General features: G+C 44.3%; 11 protein-coding genes and 1 pseudogene. All 12 read right to left on the reverse strand.

The annotated features are described in order from the left end of the window. Nucleotides 1-83: 83 nt before the first annotated feature. Nucleotides 84-5,318: pseudogene (locus NV381_RS04065) on the reverse strand (InlB B-repeat-containing protein); the annotation flags it as partial. Between the two features lie 284 nt (nucleotides 5,319-5,602). Then, on the reverse strand, nucleotides 5,603-5,980 hold the full coding sequence (locus NV381_RS04070) for an ACT domain-containing protein (RefSeq protein WP_258211991.1): 378 nt from the start codon (nucleotides 5,978-5,980) through the stop codon (nucleotides 5,603-5,605). A gap of 53 nt (nucleotides 5,981-6,033) precedes the next feature. Continuing rightward, the gene (gene sigJ, locus NV381_RS04075; RefSeq protein ID WP_258211992.1) at nucleotides 6,034-6,897 is read right to left on the reverse strand and encodes an RNA polymerase sigma factor SigJ; all 864 of its coding nucleotides are present in this window, start codon (nucleotides 6,895-6,897) and stop codon (nucleotides 6,034-6,036) included. 42 nt (nucleotides 6,898-6,939) lie between these two features. Beyond that, nucleotides 6,940-8,121 (reverse strand): NAD(P)/FAD-dependent oxidoreductase, encoded by a 1,182-nt coding sequence (locus tag NV381_RS04080; protein ID WP_258211993.1) that lies wholly within the window; start codon nucleotides 8,119-8,121, stop codon nucleotides 6,940-6,942. A 188-nt stretch (nucleotides 8,122-8,309) separates the two neighbouring features. Then, nucleotides 8,310-8,936 carry a kinase gene (locus NV381_RS04085; RefSeq protein ID WP_258211994.1) on the reverse strand — a complete coding sequence of 209 codons (627 nt, stop codon included), beginning with the start codon at nucleotides 8,934-8,936 and terminating at the stop codon, nucleotides 8,310-8,312. A 282-nt stretch (nucleotides 8,937-9,218) separates the two neighbouring features. Beyond that, nucleotides 9,219-12,779, reverse strand: a complete 3,561-nt coding sequence (locus tag NV381_RS04090) for an S-layer homology domain-containing protein (RefSeq protein WP_258211995.1) — start codon at nucleotides 12,777-12,779, stop codon at nucleotides 9,219-9,221. Nucleotides 12,780-13,062: 283 nt separating this feature from the next. Next, a complete protein-coding gene (locus tag NV381_RS04095) occupies nucleotides 13,063-13,494 on the reverse strand; it encodes a hypothetical protein (protein ID WP_258211996.1) in 432 nt (143 codons plus the stop codon). 107 nt (nucleotides 13,495-13,601) lie between these two features. Continuing rightward, entirely contained in the window at nucleotides 13,602-14,021 is a 420-nt protein-coding gene (locus NV381_RS04100) for an NUDIX hydrolase (protein ID WP_258211997.1), read from the reverse strand. Between the two features lie 96 nt (nucleotides 14,022-14,117). Continuing rightward, entirely contained in the window at nucleotides 14,118-15,494 is a 1,377-nt protein-coding gene (locus NV381_RS04105; RefSeq protein ID WP_258211998.1) for an MFS transporter, read from the reverse strand. Nucleotides 15,495-15,689: 195 nt separating this feature from the next. Then, nucleotides 15,690-16,106 (reverse strand): hypothetical protein, encoded by a 417-nt coding sequence (locus tag NV381_RS04110; protein WP_258211999.1) that lies wholly within the window; start codon nucleotides 16,104-16,106, stop codon nucleotides 15,690-15,692. A 37-nt stretch (nucleotides 16,107-16,143) separates the two neighbouring features. After that, complete coding sequence (locus tag NV381_RS04115) at nucleotides 16,144-17,670, reverse strand: S-layer homology domain-containing protein (RefSeq protein ID WP_258212000.1); 1,527 nt, start codon at nucleotides 17,668-17,670, stop codon at nucleotides 16,144-16,146. 87 nt (nucleotides 17,671-17,757) lie between these two features. Then, nucleotides 17,758-18,159, reverse strand: coding sequence for an NUDIX hydrolase (locus tag NV381_RS04120; protein ID WP_258212001.1), 402 nt, complete (start codon nucleotides 18,157-18,159; stop codon nucleotides 17,758-17,760). Between the last annotated feature and the right edge of the window lie 14 nt (nucleotides 18,160-18,173).

Raw genomic sequence — 18,173 nt, forward strand, 5'->3', positions numbered from 1 at the left:
GTAGATGGAGTTGTCGGCTGTATCGGAGCTGAGCTGGTTCCATTTCTAGACGATGACCTTGGCGTTACGACACTAGAGAACCTGGATGCTTCACTACTACCCATACTATTGATCGCGTTTACCGTAATGGTGTATGGCGTCCCATTCGATAGATTCGTTATTATAATTGGGCTTGCCATTCCTGTTACAGTAACATTGCCTGGTGAAGCTGTGACCTCGTAGCGTAATATTTTGCTGCCGCCATTATCTACAGGTGCTGTGAAAGTAACGGTTACTTGACCATTTCCTGCAATAGCTATTATATCCGTGGGTGCTCCCGGAACCGTTTGGGGGATTGCGCTAACTTCGTTGGAAGAGGCACTGTCTCCTCCCGGATTTACTGCTTTAACTACGAAATAATAAGTTGTTCCATTCTTCAAGCCTGTCACATCATAGCTGTAAACTGAACCGCTAACATTGGCTACTTCTGCTCCATAAGTGCTGGAAGTTACACTTTGGTAAACTTTATACCCTGTTGATCCTACTACTGGATTCCACTTTAGACTTATTTGTGCATTTCCAGCAACAGCAGGCTCCAAGAGGGGAACTCCAGGTATAGCAATAGTCGTATCTCTTACGGTAATCGCAAGAGTTTGGGACGTCCCCGCGCTGAAGTTGAACGTCAAACTTGTCGTTCCTACCGGTTTGTTGGCAAGGTAACTCTTCTTGATCGTTACCATGTTGCCCGACATCGTATAGTCCATTCCTGACATCAGTTTAGTTGTATCATTGACAATACTGCTCAGATTGTTGCCGTTTAGCATCAGTGTGGTAGTGACATCTGTCTGGGCAGTGGTCATTTTATCAAAGCTTCCCGTTCTAGGACTGATTGTACTATTAAGTGGTTCTGGTTCTACGATCGTATAGCTTTCTCTCATTAATGGGCTATCTGCCATACCTGCTTTGAACGCTATTGCTCTAATCGTCATCGCACTCATCACACTAATCGACTTGCTATAGGCCATACTACCGATCGTTGGGATACTGCCATCTGTCGTAAAGTAGATGCTCGCTCCTGCGGTATACGTGCTCAATGTTACTGAGGTGCCGGATGTTACCTCTCCACTTGTCGGATTCGCTGTCGGAACTGCCACTTGCGCCATTATAGCAAAGTACGCAGTAACATAGACGTTCGCGGTAACATTGGAGTCCGTTCGCGTGGCTGTTGCTACATCATCGCTCCATTTTACGAAGTTATACCCAGCATCCGGCACTGCCTTGACTTCTGTGCCGTCTGCACCGCTGATTACGGTTTGCGAAGTGTTGCCTATGATCTTTCCATTTGCTCCTGCTGCGTAACTGACAGTGTAGCTAATTTGCGTATAGTACGCTGTGTACGTAATTTCTGCCGTTACCGTGGTTGAGCCTACTTGCGCGCTGGTCAACTTGGTTGTGCCTCCGTCGCTGCTCCAGCCAGCGAACGTGTAGCCAATATTCGGCGTTACAGGAGGTACCGCTGCAGGACTGTTTCCATACGCTACTGTTTCACTTGTAGCGCTGATCGTTCCATTTGCTCCTGCCGCATAACTGACAGTGTAGCTGTTTTGTGTATAGTACGCTGTGTACGTGATATCTGCCGTCACAGTTGTTGCGGCTACTTGCGTACTGGTCAGCTTCGTGATGCCTCCATCGCTGCTCCAGCCAGCGAACGTGTAGCCAATACTTGGCGTTACTGTCGGTACCGCTGCTGGACTGTTTCCATGAGCTACTGTTTCACTTGCAGCGCTGATCGTTCCGTTTGCTCCTGCCGCGTAACTGACAGTGTAGCTATTTTGCGTATAGTACGCTGTGTACGTAATATCTGCCGTCACCGTGGTTAGGGTTACTTGCGCGCTGGTCAACTTCGTGGTGCCTCCGTCGCTGCTCCAGCCAGCGAACATGTAGCCAGTAGTTGGCGTTACTGTCGGTACCGCTGCTGGACTGTTTCCGTACGCTACTGTTTCACTTGTAGCGCTGATCGTTCCATTTGTTCCTGCCGCGTAACTGACAGTGTAGCTATTTTGCGTATAATACGCTGTGTACGTAATATCTGCCGTCACCGTGCTCGCTGCTATTTGCATATTGGTTAGCTTGGTTGTGCCTCCATCGCTGCTCCAGCCAACGAACGTGTATCCAGTGCTTGGCGTTACCGTCGGTACCGCTGCAGGACTGTTTCCATGAGCTACTGTTTCACTTGTAGCGCTGATCGTTCCTTTTGCTCCTGCTGCGTAACTGACAGTGTAGCTATTTTGCGTATAGTACGCTGTGTACGTGATATCTGCCGTCACCGTGGTTAGGGCTACTTGTGCGCTGGTCAACTTCGTGGTGCCTCCATCGCTACTCCAGCCAGCGAACGTGTAACCCGTAGCCGGCGTTACCGTTGGTACCGCTATAGGACTGTTTCCATACGCTACTGTTTCACTTGTAGCGCTGATCGTTCCATTTGCTCCTGCCGCATAACTGACAGTGTAGCTATTTTGCGTATAGTACGCTGTGTACGTGATATCTGCCGTCACTGTGGTTGAGCCTACTTGCGCGCTGGTCAGCTTGGTTGTGCCTCCATCGCTGCTCCAGCCAGCGAACGTGTAGCCCGTAGTTGGCGTTACTGTCGGTACCGCTGCAGGACTGTTTCCATACGCTACTGTTTCACTTGTAGCGCTGATCGTTCCATTTGCTCCTGCTACGTAACTGACTGTGTAGCTATTTTGCGTATAGTACGCTGTGTATGTGATATCTGCCGTCACTGTGGTTGCGGCTACTTGCGCGCTGGTCAGCTTGGTTGTGCCTCCATCGCTGCTCCAGCCAGCGAACGTGTAGCCCGTAGTTGGCGTTACCGTTGGTACAGCTGCAGGACTGTTTCCATACGCTACTGTTTCACTTGCAGCGCTGATCGTTCCTTTTGCTCCTGCCGCGTAACTGACAGTGTAGCTATTTTGCGTATAGTACGCTGTGTACGTAATATCTGCCGTCACCGTGGTTAGGGCTACTTGAGCGCTGGTCAGCTTCGTGCTGCCTCCATCGCTGCTCCAGCCAGCAAACGTGTAACCCGTAGTTGGCGTTACCGTCGGTACCGCTGCAGGACTGTTTCCATACACTACAGTCTCACTTGTAGCGCTGATTGTTCCGTTCGCTCCTGCTGCGTAACTGACTGTGTAACTATTTTGCGTATAATACGCTGTGTATGCGATATCTGCCGTCACCGTGGTTAGAGCTACTTGCGTGCTGGTCAACTTGGTCGTTCCCCCGTCGCTGCTCCAGCCAGCGAACGTGTAGCCCGTAGTTGGCGTTACCGTCGGTACCGCTGCAGGACTGTTTCCATGAGCTACTGTTTCACTTGCAGCGCTGATCGTTCCATTTGCTCCTGCCGCGTAACTGACAGTGTAGCTATTTTGCGTATAGTACGCTGTGTATGCGATATCTGCCGTCACCGTGGTTAGGGCTACTTGCGCGCTGGTCAGCTTGGTCGTTCCACCGTCGCTGCTCCAGCCAGCGAACATGTAGCCAATATTCGGCGTTACCATCGGTACTGCTGCCGGACTGTTTCCATACGCTACCGTCTCGCTTGTAGCGCTGATCGTTCCGTTCATGCCTGCTGCATACGACACAGTATAGCTATTTGCTTTCCAATTTGCATATAACTTTACATTGGCCACTCCAACGGTGAAGCTTGTGTTGGCTGCGTAGCTAGTTCCTTTTCCATCTGCTTGTGTGTTCCAACCGATAAATGTGTGACCCTCTTTAATTAAATTGCCACTGTTTTCCTTTATGGTGATCGATGTACCCTGCTCGTAGGTATTACTGTCAACAGGCACGCTCCCTCCAGTACTACCGTTGTCAATATAGGAAATAGAATAAACCGAATTGGTCGTTATCTGCTTAATCCCATAAGCACTTTTATATCCTGCCTGGTCTTTGACAATGATGTTAAAATAGTATTTGGTACCGGGCTTTAAACTTGTAATATCCAGCTTCTCGATATCTTGAGTATAAGCTCCTATCGGTTTTCCATACCTTTCCATCTGAGCTACAGTCTGAATGTTGTTGCTTTCGGACTGATAAACCAAATATTGAAGAGCACTCTGATCACTCATATTATCCGTCGCTTTTACCCAAGTCAAAGTCGTGCTTGTTGAAGTTGTAGAGGAGGCAGAGATCATTCCGTTGTTTATGGATGGCGCTGTTGCGTCCATAACTGCACTGCTTTTCACGGGCAATGATCGACTGATGGCTGTATTGTCACCCAACTCTCCATCAGCGTTATACCCCCATGACCAAACCATTCCATCACTTCTCATAGCAAAACTATGAAAACCTCCCCCAGCAATTGCCGTCATTTTGCTCAAATCAGGCACTAGCACGGGTATATTACGTTGTGTTGTCGTGCCGTCTCCCAATTGGCCGTAACTGTTGTACCCCCAAGCATAAACCTGTCCGTCTGCATCCAATGCGAGACTATGATAGTTTCCTCCGGCAATCGTCGTTGCGTTTGTTAAACCAGATACTAGTACGGGAGCCGTTCGATTCGTTGTCGTCCCATCTCCTAATGCACCGTATCTGTTCTCACCCCATGCCCAAATCCTTCCATTAGCATCCAATGCAAGACTATGATTACCTCCTGCAGCAATCGCTGTTATGTGACTGAGACCAGGCACTTGTTCAGGCAAGATCCGTTGATTTGTCGTTCCATTCCCTAACTGACCCGCACCATTCCATCCCCAAGACCAAACCGTACCGTCCTCTTTAAGCGCAAGACTGAAATATCCACCCGCGGCTATTGCCTTTACGTTACTCAACGTGTTTACCTGGACCGGCGTGTTTCGCTGAATGGTCGTTCCGTCACCAAGATCACCATTATCATTTCTTCCCCAAGCCCATACATTACCATTACCGTCCAGAGCAAGAGTGTGATAAGAGGTGCCTCCAGAGATCGCCTTAATGTTACTTAAAGCAGATACCTGCACAGGACTGAGTCGATCTGTTGTAGTCCCATCTCCCAGTTGACCGTTTCCATTAGCGCCCCATCCCATTACAGTTCCATCCTTTAAGGTCGCGAAGCTGCTTCGAACCCCTCCGGTAATCGACTTAACACTACTTAGACCGGTTGCTTTTCTCGGAACGGCTCTACTGACTGACTCTCCGTTACCCAATTGACCATTATTTCCTCGTCCCCATGACCAGACCGTTCCATCACTAACCAGCCCTACGCTATGGTAATACCCTGCAGCTATTTGAGGAACGACCGCATCATCTGCATGCGCCACGTTCTCGAACAACATAGGAAAACCGCCTATGATGAACATTAGACAAAGACAGAATCTCACTAAGTGCTTCACTATTCTCCCCTCCAGTTTGTAACATTACCGCTCCAATCCTCTTATGATTTCGAGCCTAGTGACCATGTTAACAAAAATAAATAGTTTACAATATTAACTAAAGTTAATTTTTTGATATTTTTTAACGTTTGTAGAAAGTAAAATTATTCTGGGAAAAAGCTTTCTCAAGAACGGTGTGAGCGAGTTATTTTGCGAAAAAAAAGAGCTGCAATTAAGCAGCTCCTGAACTAATGTACTCTGTTCTATAAACTTTAGTTAAATGTATGCCCTGCATTCTCCAACACCGATTTTGCTTTTTCTATGAAATGAACTTTAACTAACAAGTAATCCGTGTTGAAAGTAGAAATAGCAAAAATACTTATGTTATTCTCCGCTAATGGATTTGCTAGTGATGCTAATATTCCTGTTAATCCGAAATCCAACACGCCGTCTACTTTTATGCATTTCCAATCATTTTCAACATCGTTTAGAACGTGGTGTGGAATATTGGAAGTAGGGCATACAATAGATAGCTCTTCATTTGTACATGTGATAGAAATAAATTCACCGCCGCTTGCCCATGATGGTACCGTTTCTGTGGGAGCTAATTTCACAACAGCAAACAGAGTGTCCATTATAGTTAAATTCATGTTGCCCCCCCTTATAACTCATATTGGAATTATTCTTGAAGCGTTACATGGTTTCATCTCAATAAATGTCTCATTTTATCAGGGTTTCTGACAAAGTATACATTTTGAATTGCATTTCTCTCGACATGTAACATCACAACTGTATCAATCAACTCACCTGAGCGGATTATAAGCCCAGCTTGACCATTTATATATGTCATTTCAACTTGCCAGCCTCCTTCATAATGAGGAACTTTACGAATTACACCGAGCAGGAACCGAGCAACCAGATCACTGGATTTAATAGGGTGAACGGCAGCGGATGTTTTGCCTCCTCCATCTGAAACCAACACGACATCTTTGGCGAGAATAGATACTATCGTATCCACGTTGCCTCGTTCGAGTGCCGACAGGAACCTACGAACCCATTCTTCACTCCCAGCTTCGGGAAGGATCGGCTCTTCCATGCCAATCCCCATCTTTCCTCTCGCTCGACTGAGCAGTTTGCGGCAATTAGTCTCGCTTTTTCCAACCAGTTCGGCTATAACGGTATATTCAAAGCTGAGCGCTTCACGAAGCACGAACACAGCTCGTTCTGCAATCGATAGCCTTTCCAGCAGCACAAGCATGGCATAAGACAATAGTTCGCTACGAACAATCGAATCGATTGATTCATCCTCAGGAGTAAGAATGGGCTCTGGAAGCCATTGTCCGAAATATTGTTCCCTTCGCTTACGCGCTGATTTCAGTAAATCCAGACAGCGATTTGTCACCATCTTGCACAGATAGGCTTTCGGTTCAACCAGACGCTCGGGATTAACGTCATACATCTTCAGAAATACGTCCTGTACAGCATCCTCCGCATCGGAGACCGAACCTGTCAATTGGTAGGCAAGCGTAAACAGCAGTCCCTTATACTGTTCATATAACTCTTGCATCTAACCACCCCTATTCTTATCCATGGATCCATTATTCATGTGTTATTTTAACAGACTTGCCAAGTCCCATGTAACCTTTCTCATTCGCCAACCCAGCTTCCCTGTAAAAATAACATCTATTCCCCATTTGCGCGTCCACGCTATTCCCTGCTCCGGACCTAAGCCAAAGCAGAAAAAATCTATAAAACCCTTATGCACGGGTGCAGGACGCCCTGTAAGATCCGCTGCTAAAATCTTGGCAAGCCTTGCCGCTTGAGCAGTCGCCTCCTTACACGTCTTCCCGTCCGCTCTTCCACTAGGGTCTACGATTCGCGCGCAGTCGCCGATACTGTATACATCCTGAGCATCCTGAACCCGATAGCTTTCATCTACAATCACATAGCCATCCGAATTGACCGGCATCCCTATACTCCTCAGCATTGGATTAGGTAATAACCCTAGTGTCCAGATACATAGGCCGACGGACATCGTTTTGCCATAAGATAAGGTTAGCGCTCCCTCTCTTTCCTCTAAAACTTTACAATCATGGATAACAGTTACTCCGCAAGCTTCTATTGCACGCTCCAGTTTAACACCTACTTTGGCCGGGCCTTCCGGAAAAAGTCTCTTATTCATATTAAATAAATATATCTTCACATCACTCGGGATAAGTCCTAACTGCTGCGCATCTTTTCGAACAAAATGAGCCAGCTCGGCAGAAGTTTCGATGCCGCTTATACCTGCTCCCGCAATGGCAATGGTCATTAGTCTCTGGCGTTCTTGTGTATTTATTTCATTAACAGCTTTCTTTAAATTCGTGCGCCACGTCTCTCTGATCTTCTGTGCCTCCTCCAAGCTTGCCAATGCCACTCCACCCTGTTGAGTATCGGGCTTCCGTATGATGCTGCCTAACGTCATAACCAGAACATTATAGTTTATAAAGTTTTCATTTCCTTCTGAATCCTTATAATACAGCCTTCTAGCTTCTCTTTCGATCTTCGTTACAGTAGCCTGAATGAGCTCGATTCCTTCCGGAAACAACCTTGCCAGTGGGATGATAATATCATCGTTCCCAGCTGCAGGCTTAAAAAGCAATACTTTACGCAAATGATAGGAGTTCTTATCAATTAATACAATTCGAATTAGAAACTGGTGTGCCTCACTGCTAAATGTTTTTCGAATCGCCTTAACTGCATTAATGCCCGCATATCCTCCGCCAACGACTATACATGTCAATTCTTTCATTACAACCACTCCTTTATCTCGTTTGCACATAAAACGAGGTAAGGGGTCGATTTGTGACAACAACGATTTAGCAGATGATTGCCGATTATTTAAGCCTATTTTGCCTCTAATAAGCTGTGCTGCTTGTTACTTGAATTAGAAAAGCAGCCGCGGCTACATGCTCTTTGAAAATAATTCAGCTATAGTATTCAGTTAGCTCTACCCGTTACAATTATCATATCTGCGTTCAATAAGGGTTTTACTGTTTCCCGATAATATTCTTCTGCTTTCCAGTACCTTCTTTTAAATTTCTGTATATCTCTTTGAGTGCTGACCCCTTCACGAAGAAAACGTTCATCTTTAGAGCAGTCCAGATAAACCATGTAATCAAAAAACTCTCGCCACTCTTCTCGTTGAAGAAAAACACCCTCAACTACAATAAAACATTCCTTAGGAATCAACACGGTTTTTATATTCTGCTCATCGGACTCACTGCTGTAGAAAGGAAGTTCTACCTCATCATGAAAGCGCACTTTATCGAATAAGTTGTCCCTTAAGTAGTTAATATCCCATTGGAGATTGTAGTACTCGTACCATTCCTCCTGACCCGTACCGTATCTTTTTTTCCGCTCAACAATGTGATCGTCAATGTGAAAAATAACGACATCCATCTGCTGTTGTTGTAACTTTTCCTTTAATTTTGCTGTAAATGTTGTTTTTCCAGAGCGGCTTAAACCATCTATTCCTAACAGGAATCGGTTATTAACGTGCAATCTTGTGACAGTATTCACGAGCTTGCCCACTTCATTGTTTTCTTCTGCAAGAAAAGAGCTCATAATTATCCGTCTCCTTATATTTAAGTGAATTCCGTTTATTTGTCGAAATGTTGCAAAAGTGGGCTTCCTCTGTTGAGGATCAAGAAGGTGATTTATCAAAATCCGTCCCTTCCTTTCTGCAAGCCCCCCCATATATCTCTCCTCTCTATTTCTTTAAGCGATCATTGATATCCTTCCATAACCAAAGTGCAATAATAATCAGGAAAAATGCCAAATAAAAGCGGCTCCTCTTCTAGGAACCGCCCTTAATGTTACTGGTTGCATCTGCCACGCCACGCGGACTTATTTTAAGCTATCCAATAAAGTCTTGATTTGTGGGCTCAGATTCAGTGTATTCAAGATGATCGTCAACGCTTCTGCTCTGGTAGATTGGGCATCTGGATTAAAATTATTCCCTTCCTTGCCTGCAACAATCCCCGCTTGGGCTGCTTCTTGGATTTGGCTGAAGGCAAAAGAATTTCCAGTGTCGGAAAATGCTCCTTTTGATTCATTCTTTTGCACGGCGCTCATATTCACGATCCTGCTAATAATGGCGACCATTTCAGCTCGGGAGACGGTTTGATCCGGACGGAACTCTTGCCCATAACCGTTCAATATCCCGGCATTCGCAAGCTTTTCAATGGTACCTTTGGCCCAGTGGTTACTGATATCATTCATTGCAACCGATTGTTTGAGGTCGTTGTTGATACCGAATACTCTGTCGATAATCACTGCAAATTCAGCGCGTGTGATTGCGCCATCCGGTCTGAATTTTCCATCGTTATAGCCCTCAATAATGTTCAATTTAATGAAGCTTTCTATCGTTTTATTGGCCCAATGCTGTTGGATGTCAGAGAATGGCATTTTAACTTCGGATTTATTGGCATTTTCAATCCTTGTTGAAATGCGGTTAACCACACTGCTGTCCGTTTTTACAGCATCGCTTTTAAACACATCCGTGATTGCGGGCTGAGTTGAAGGTACCGTCGGTGTGACCTTGTCCTCAGGCTGTTTCGTATCAGTAGCAGGCACCGCTGGAGCAGAAGCTCCGGTACTGCTGCTGCTGTGACTGGCCGGTCTAGGTACGGTGACCGCTACCACTTTGGACTGGCCTGAGTAGGAAACGGTAATATCGGCCGCGCCGAAACCTACTGCCGTTATTATACCGGCTGCGCTTACGATAGCCACACTCCCATTGGAGGTACTGTATGAAGCCGTTGCGGTGACATCAGCTGTTGTATTATTGCTGTATGCCGCTGAGACGACAAGCTGTTTCACTCCATTTATGGTGATGTTGGCGTTGGCAGCATCAACGGAAAGAGAAGTTACTGTCACTTGAACAGGTAGTGGAGATACATTTACTGCAATAGTTCTAGTATCTTGGGTTCCGTTAGCTTTGTTAATTATTACCGTTACATTTCCCGTTACAGCTGCACTTGTATGAGTGATGGCTCCGTTGTTGGCTACGTTTGCGTTGGAAGATACCAAAGTCAAAGTTACTCCCGTATCGCTCATCCCACTTAACCCGTTCAAGTAGGTCAACAGATTTGTAGACGTTCCTTCTGTAACCGTAAGGCTTGATGGCAGCAAAGCTTTGGCTGCTGCTATCGATGCATTGGCAAGCTCAGCTGGCGTTAGCGTGTGCGCCGATACGGTAACGGCAATCGTTTTAGTGTCTTGAGTTCCGTTGGCTTTGTTAATCAGTATTGTGACATTTCCGCTTACTGCAGAGCCTGTAAAAGTAATGGCTCCGTTATTTGCTACGTTAGCATTAGAGGACGTCAAGCTCAAAGTTACTCCCGTTGCGCTCATCCCACTTAACCCGTTCAAGTAGGTCAACAGATTCGTATACGTTCCTTCTGTAACCGTGAGGCTTGATGGCAGCAAAGCTTTAGCTGAAGCTATCGATGCATTGGCAAGCTCAGCTGGCGTTAGCGTGTGCGCCGGTACAGTAACGGCAATCGTTTTAGTAGCTTGAGTACCGTTGGCTTTGTTAATCAGTACTGTGACATTTCCGGTTACTGCAGCGCTTGTATAAGTGATGGTTCCGTCATTGGCTACGTTTGCGTTGGAGGACGTCAAGCTCAACGTTACCCCCGTTGCGCTCATCCCGCTTAACCCATTTAAGTAGGTCAACAGATTCGTATACGTTCCTTCTGTAACCGTGAGGCTTGATGGCAGCAAAGCTTTAGCTGAAGCTATCGATGCATTGGCAAGCTCAGCTGGCGTTGGCGTGTGTGCCGATACGGTAACGGCAATCGTTTTTGTATCTTGAGTTCCGTTGGTTTTGTTAATCAGTACTGTGACATTTCCGCTTACTGCAGAACTTGTATAAGTGATGGCTCCGTTATTGGCTACGTTTGCGTTGGAGGACGTCAAGCTCAACGTTACCCCCGTTGCACTCATCCCGCTTAACCCATTTAAGTAGGTCAAAAGATTCGTATACGTTCCTTCTGTAACCGTGAGGCTTGTTGGCAGCAAAGCTTTGGCTGAAGCAATCGATGCATTGGCAAGCTCAGCTGGCGTTGGCGTGTGCGCCGGTACGGTAACGGCAATGTTTTTAGTAGCTTGAGTTCCGTTGGCTTTGTTAATCAGTACTGTGACATTTCCGGTTACTGCAGAGCTTGTATAAGTGATGGCTCCGTTATTGGCTACGTTTGCGTTGGAGGACGTCAAGCTCAACGTTACCCCCGTTGCGCTCATCCCGCTTAACCCGTTTAAGTAGGTCAAAAGATTCGTATAAGTTCCTTCTATAACCGTAAGACTTGATGGCAGCAAAGCTTTGGCTGCTGCTATCGATGCATTGGCAAGCTCAGCTGGCGTTGGCGTGTGCGCCGGTACCGTAACGGCAATGGTTTTAGTGTCTTGAGTTTCGCCTGCTTTGGTGATGATTACCGATACATTTCCGGTTACTGCAGAGCTTGTATAAGTAATGGCTCCGTTATTGGCTACGTTTGCGTTGGAGGACGTCAAGCTCAACGTTACCCCCGTTGCACTCATCCCGCTTAGTCCATTCAAGTAGGTCAAAAGATTCGTAATTGTGCCTTCTGTAACCGTGAGGCTTGACGGCAGTAAATTTTTAGCAACTGGGATTGCACTTTCGCTAGCAAAAGTATGTTTAACGATCACACCCGATAAAGAGGAGACATAGTGTGTTCCATCTGGAAGAAAGATCACACCGTACGCCGCCGGATTGCTGATCGATTCTAATAATTGTAATTTGGTAGGATCAGTAGCCGATTTCACGGCAAGGTCCGCATTATTGATTTTGTAAGCTTTACTCCATTCATCAACAAAATAAAGGTCACCGTTCGTGTTAAATGCTATACCATTAATCGGTTTTGACGCGCCGGTAATAACTGCTGTTGGAACTGTCTGCCCTAGATCCAGCCTGTAGATGCCATTCGATGTATAATCAGTCATAAACAGATTGTCATTCGAGTCGAAGGTTATCCCATTCATATAGTTAAAGTTTCCTAAATAATAGGATTGACTTAGAGTGTTTACCTGACTCGCACTCAACGGCAGACTCGTTAGCGAGGCCGCCGGAATCTTAAAAACGTTTTTGTTGCTGTCCTTTGTATAGAATAAGTCTCCGTGGCTGTTGATGGCCACAGACATCGGAGTGCTGTAGGTACTCATGACCAAAACATCGCTCACCTGTCCGGTAGTTGTTGAAATACGTGAGATTTTGTCAACGTTCCGTTGGGCTACATAGATATAACCGTTATAATAGGCCATAGATCTGGGGTCGCTAATGGTGATCGAATCAGCCGGGCTTGCAGCCCCGACCGAGGAGAGCGGGATCATACTGAGAATCATAGTTAAGATCATTACGATAATTAGAGCTTTTTTACCTTGCATACTAGTGAAAAGCCTCCTTGTTAGTGGATTAAAATACGAAGATGAATAGTGCAGGTATCTCTAAATGACAAAAGTTAAATGTATTGCCTCCTTTGTGAATAAAGTACTAATTTTCGACAAAAATCATAATAAATAGACACTTCTTTTTATCACACCGGCTCTCAACAAATTCTAAACATCAGTAGTTACCGCTATTTCAACCCTATAATTTCCAGAAAAAAACGAGCCTCTAGAATCACTTCTATGGCTCGTCCTCACATATATGCTGTTCACCTGATCATCTCTATTTGCTGTAAAGACGGTTGCGCCAACAGTAAGACGCCTCAAATATAGCAAAAATACCGACTACCACAGCAACCAGTATTATCGCCCATATACCGAAAACTGTTATTGTAACAACGGAACCGTTAGCCCCAAGCAAAAGTATGCTGTCGACCACCCAAAGTATGTCCACAATGGAAAAAATGAGTACACCCCTGTAAGGAACAACATTCCTGGTAGCCGCCCATACTAGAAAGGAAACGACAATGAGCAGGAAAATCCCCGTCCCTATCAAGGCTGACCGGTTGTCCAGTCCTGTCCAATCTGTAACATACTTCGGAAATAAAAGCAGTAGAAGTCCGCAAGCCCCTGATGAAACGGCATTCGTCAATAGAACCTTTCGGATCAGAAAATCCCCTGTCACCGACTTTGCCCCATTTTGTTGCAGTGTCATGATAAGCACCTCTCTTAGCAGAATTGATTTCACACGTTCAATATAAGCAAGAAAAGACTGCCAACACCATACAATTGGGTGCCAAATGATGCCAATTTGCGGATTTATTACGGATCAACTAGAAGTATATCTTTGCTCATATTCACTTGCTCAATCATATGCCCAATGTTTCCTTCACCTGCATACAAAGACATATCAAAAAAGTCTTTATTCAACTCAGACCAATACAATTCATTTTCATCCCCTGAGATCATTACATCGCCCTTTAATTTCCCAAAGTAAACTTCAACATAGCAATGCTGCAAATAGTATTTAAAATCCATTAAGTGATTCAATCTAACATCCTCTTTTAAAATGCCGGTTTCTTCCAATAATTCTCTGTAAGCAGCTTCAATTCCCGTCTCTCCAACCTCGATTTTTCCACCAACCAGATTGCTTAATCCTATGTAGGGATTTTTTAACCGTGTGCACATTAGCAGTCGATCCATGTCTTTGTTGTATATCATAAGAACGTTATATCCTTGCATTGCATAACCTCCTTTTATCGTCCATATAACCTCTACTTCGATATTTTACCATTAAACATACAATATATAGCTAATGAACATACGTGTTACTTACTATTATACAACCGTTTTCCCTACCGATTTCCCCATCTTCAACCGTGTGCTTGCAAACAAGCTAAAGATAATTAAACCAAGATTAAGTACCATAGCGCCGGAAATTCCAACTTCCATCAATAATCCGGTTGCTTGACTGACAGCTATGATCGCACCCCCAATACCAATAACGATACCGGGTGTAAAGGAATCTGCGAACTGAAGGTTTGCTGAAACCTCACCTGATTCTCCTTCTTTGGCATTTGCAAAAGCTACAGCACCGCTAGTAGGATGAGCCAATCCGATCCCAATTCCTGTTATCATTTGACCGATGATCGACAAAGCAATATTGATTGCAGGCACCCAAACGACAATTCCAATACCAATAATCATGAGGGAAACCCCCATTCTAATTCGTTTATTCCTACCTCGCCCTTGATCCGCAGCGTCCCAGTGAGATTGCATATAGGACACAACGCACCAACTAAGTGCCGCACTTGCCACGATTAATCCAGCCAAATCCGCCGTTAGTCCTTTTGTTTCTGTCAATGCAAGCACTAAAAAGTTTTGAGTACTCACATAAGCAGCGAAAAATAATCCTCTCGAAGCAATTAACGAAGGCAAGCCCAAGCGAAATTTCAACGTACCTGCTGGAAGCAATTTACGGAGCGGCTGAACCATGAGAGCCAAGCCAACGAGTACTAATACAATTCCTATTGTTTTCGGAAGCATACCAAGACCGCTCAAGAAAATTCCGGTACCGATAGCAAGCAGTATGGATAGCCATGTCGCTCCTGCTCCACTCTTCTTTTCTACGTTAGGAAATTTTAATTTACGGAAGACGGGTAAGCTCAGAAAAGCTGCAAGTACTAAAAATGGCAGCACTCCCCAGAATACGAACCTCCACGAAAATTGTTGTGCAATCACACCGGCAACATAAGGACCGATCATAGAGGGTAGAACATAAGCTGTTCCAAAAGCACCTAATATTTTAGGGCGAAGCTCATCCGGGTAACTTAAGGAAATGGCGGTATATACACAAGTCATCATCGCTCCCGCTCCAAACCCCTGCAATGCCCGTGAAGCTATTAAAACCATCATATCGTTAGCGACTGCTGCAGCGATCAATCCAATTACAAATAAAATAATGGCTACAGTAAATGGCAATGCCGGCCCTTTCCTATCGATAAGTCGTCCTACTACCAAGGTTCCAATAATTTGAGCAAGCAAATAAGCGCTGAAAATCCATCCATAAAGCGTGATTCCTTTTAAATCGTTAGCTATAGCTGGAGCGACCGTTGTTACAGCCAATCCTTCAAACCCGACTGCCATTACAGCCAAAATGATTCCAATAGACAAAGCAAGGTATCTCGGCCCAAAAATACTTTGAGTTGATGACATAATGATTAACCTCCAAATATTGTGTCAGATCTTATGTATACATCGCATCCGGATACTTTGTAAACATTTTACTTTACAAAGTATAATATTCCACTTTTACTTAGTCAACATTTTTATTTATAATGTTATTTTAATTCCAGCTAACAAAAAAGAGCCTTCCGCATAAGGAAGACTCCCATTTTCTCATGATTAACTCTATTGTACAGCTACATTTAAGTAATATCCTTTACTGTTCGAGCCGGGTTTAAAATCAATATAATAATCACCTGTTACCTCAGGTTTATATATAAGGGGGCTGTCTTCAGACTTCGCAAACTCTTGACGGTCTTGATTCATTATTACAATATCGGTTACATATATTTTTTTATTCCGTTCAGTGTCATTAATTGAATAAGTATCGTAGTTGGCGGATGATGGAGCATCGTTAGGCGCAGCATCCTCCGACCAAAACCGATAGCTTTTACCTGCCTCAAGCCTCACTTTGTATAGAACAGTACGTTCACTTCCGAATTTCACGGCCGGTCTCAACGTTCTCCCAATATTAGCACCATTGATGTTTAATTCCATTGCTGCATTTATGGATTTTCCATCGAGAAAGGTTACTTTTGCCATGCTCCCAGGAACTCCAATTAAGCGCAATACTTGTTTGTCATTGAAAAGACGGGTCTCGTTCACTTGTAAAAATAGTTTGTCCGAACAATCGATCTATACCTTGAAGACTTAGATCATAAGTAGTAACGTTTTCAACCTTAAAATCATAATTTTTGTCACGCGGAAAAGTTAGATTTAGCCACGTAACACCTGTATGTGTAATAGCTACTTCTCGTATTCCGCTGCCAATAGAAATAGCAGTTTCTTTAGTTACACCCTTCTCCTGAACCTTTAATTTATACGTAACAGGTTGATCAGCAGACCTCACCTTTAATAAGTACGTTTCGGTTTGAGTGGGTTTCAATGCTATGAAATTGATTCCTTGCCTATCTTCCAATAGATCTCCTTTCTGATTTAAAATAGTCATTTTTTCTAAGTTCCCATTATTTAATGCCGCTTCAATCATGTAGTCAGATCCGTTAGTCATAGGAAAAGCAAAGTAAACTTCTTGATTAGCTGGAAGCTGGAGAGAAGCGCCTATTTGATCCATAATATTATAATCGATGGCCTTAGAGGCAGAAGCACCATTCACAGCTTTGAATTCTGCCTGCTTACTCGGATCAGCCTTAATTTCCAAATAATAAAAACCGGTTTGTTTAGGTTCAAATATAAAACTGGAAGAAGTCTGATTAGAAGTATGGGCAGACACATATTTTCCTTGAGCATCTCTTATTTCTATTCGTTCTATTCCAGTAGTTTGAAATATTAGTGAGTGCAGTGTCTCGCAATCCAATCGATACCACGTAATTGTATTTGTCACCCGGGCCGTCTCGCTTGTCTCGTAATATTTGGCCTGCTCCAAACTTATACCGCTGCCAGAAGGAGGAAGTTCCTTCCTTTTAGGCTGATCCAGCTGGAAGTTTTGTTTATCTTTAGCTGCATGCTGATTATGAGCTTCAGCTAGCTTTAATGAAAGGGCAATCAATGCGGCTGCATCACCACGTGTCATGATTTCCTTAGAGTGATAAGGCTCTTTACTTAGCCCTTCTGTCCTTAGACCATTTTGTAGAACCATCGAAACGGCTTCCTTGGCCCAGGAATCTGTATCCTCAACAGAACCTTGAAATTTGGCGATTGAATGATTGGTGACACCAGAGTCTTGAAGCCAACGCCACACGATCAAAGCGGCAGCTTGACGGGTAATAGGTTCAGTTGGAGCAAATAGGTCAGCACTAACACCATCCATTAGTTTTTCATTGTACACTGTAGCGATGTAAGGTTTGGACCACTCATTATGGATATCCGTAAATGGTAACTTATACGCATTATCTTTAATCTTCAATTGAAAAGCTGTTGATAATATTTTGGCGAATTGTTCTCTAGTTAACGACCCTTCGGGGGTAAATAATTGAGCTCCTGTCCCATCCAAAATCTGTTTCTCTACAAGTTCATAAATATAGGGTGCGTTGGGTAAGCTTTCGGGGACATCTGTAAATAATTTTGTAGAAGGCACTGAAGCTATAGCGGCGTTTGGAATAAGCATACCGATTAAGCAAAAAACGATTAATTTAACTGGGGTTTGCAATCTACCACTCCTAAAATCCTTTTCGTTTATTATTACATAAGTGGTCGATTTTGGAAATCAGGTTTCTTACAATAAAAAGTTCTAGTCTTATGAAAGCAACTTCATCTCATGTAATTTGTCGAAAATGATTTGGCTAACCGGAGATACACGATTTCGATCATGATAAGTTAACCAGAGCAATTCCTCTATTTCAGAAGCTGGACTCAATTCCCCTTCAAAATCCGCAGTATAACAAGCCATTTTCACCAGAACACCTTCTGATTTATCATGGGCTTGAGCTTCGAATGTTCCAAAATGCGAGATGGTCTCAGGCTTAATTCGTACTGATAATTCCTCCCCTACCTCTCGAACAAGGGTGTCGGCATCAGTTTCGCCAGGATCTCTTTTTCCTCCAGGTATGTAGCATATATGTTTCCCTCTGGAACGAGCGCTTAATATTTGGCCATCAACAATATAAATCCATGCAATCTTGTCAATGATTGGCGTCATTAATGTTTCCTCAT

It is taken from the genome of Paenibacillus radicis (ex Xue et al. 2023), assembly GCF_024722015.1.
GTDB lineage: Bacteria > Bacillota > Bacilli > Paenibacillales > NBRC-103111 > Paenibacillus_S.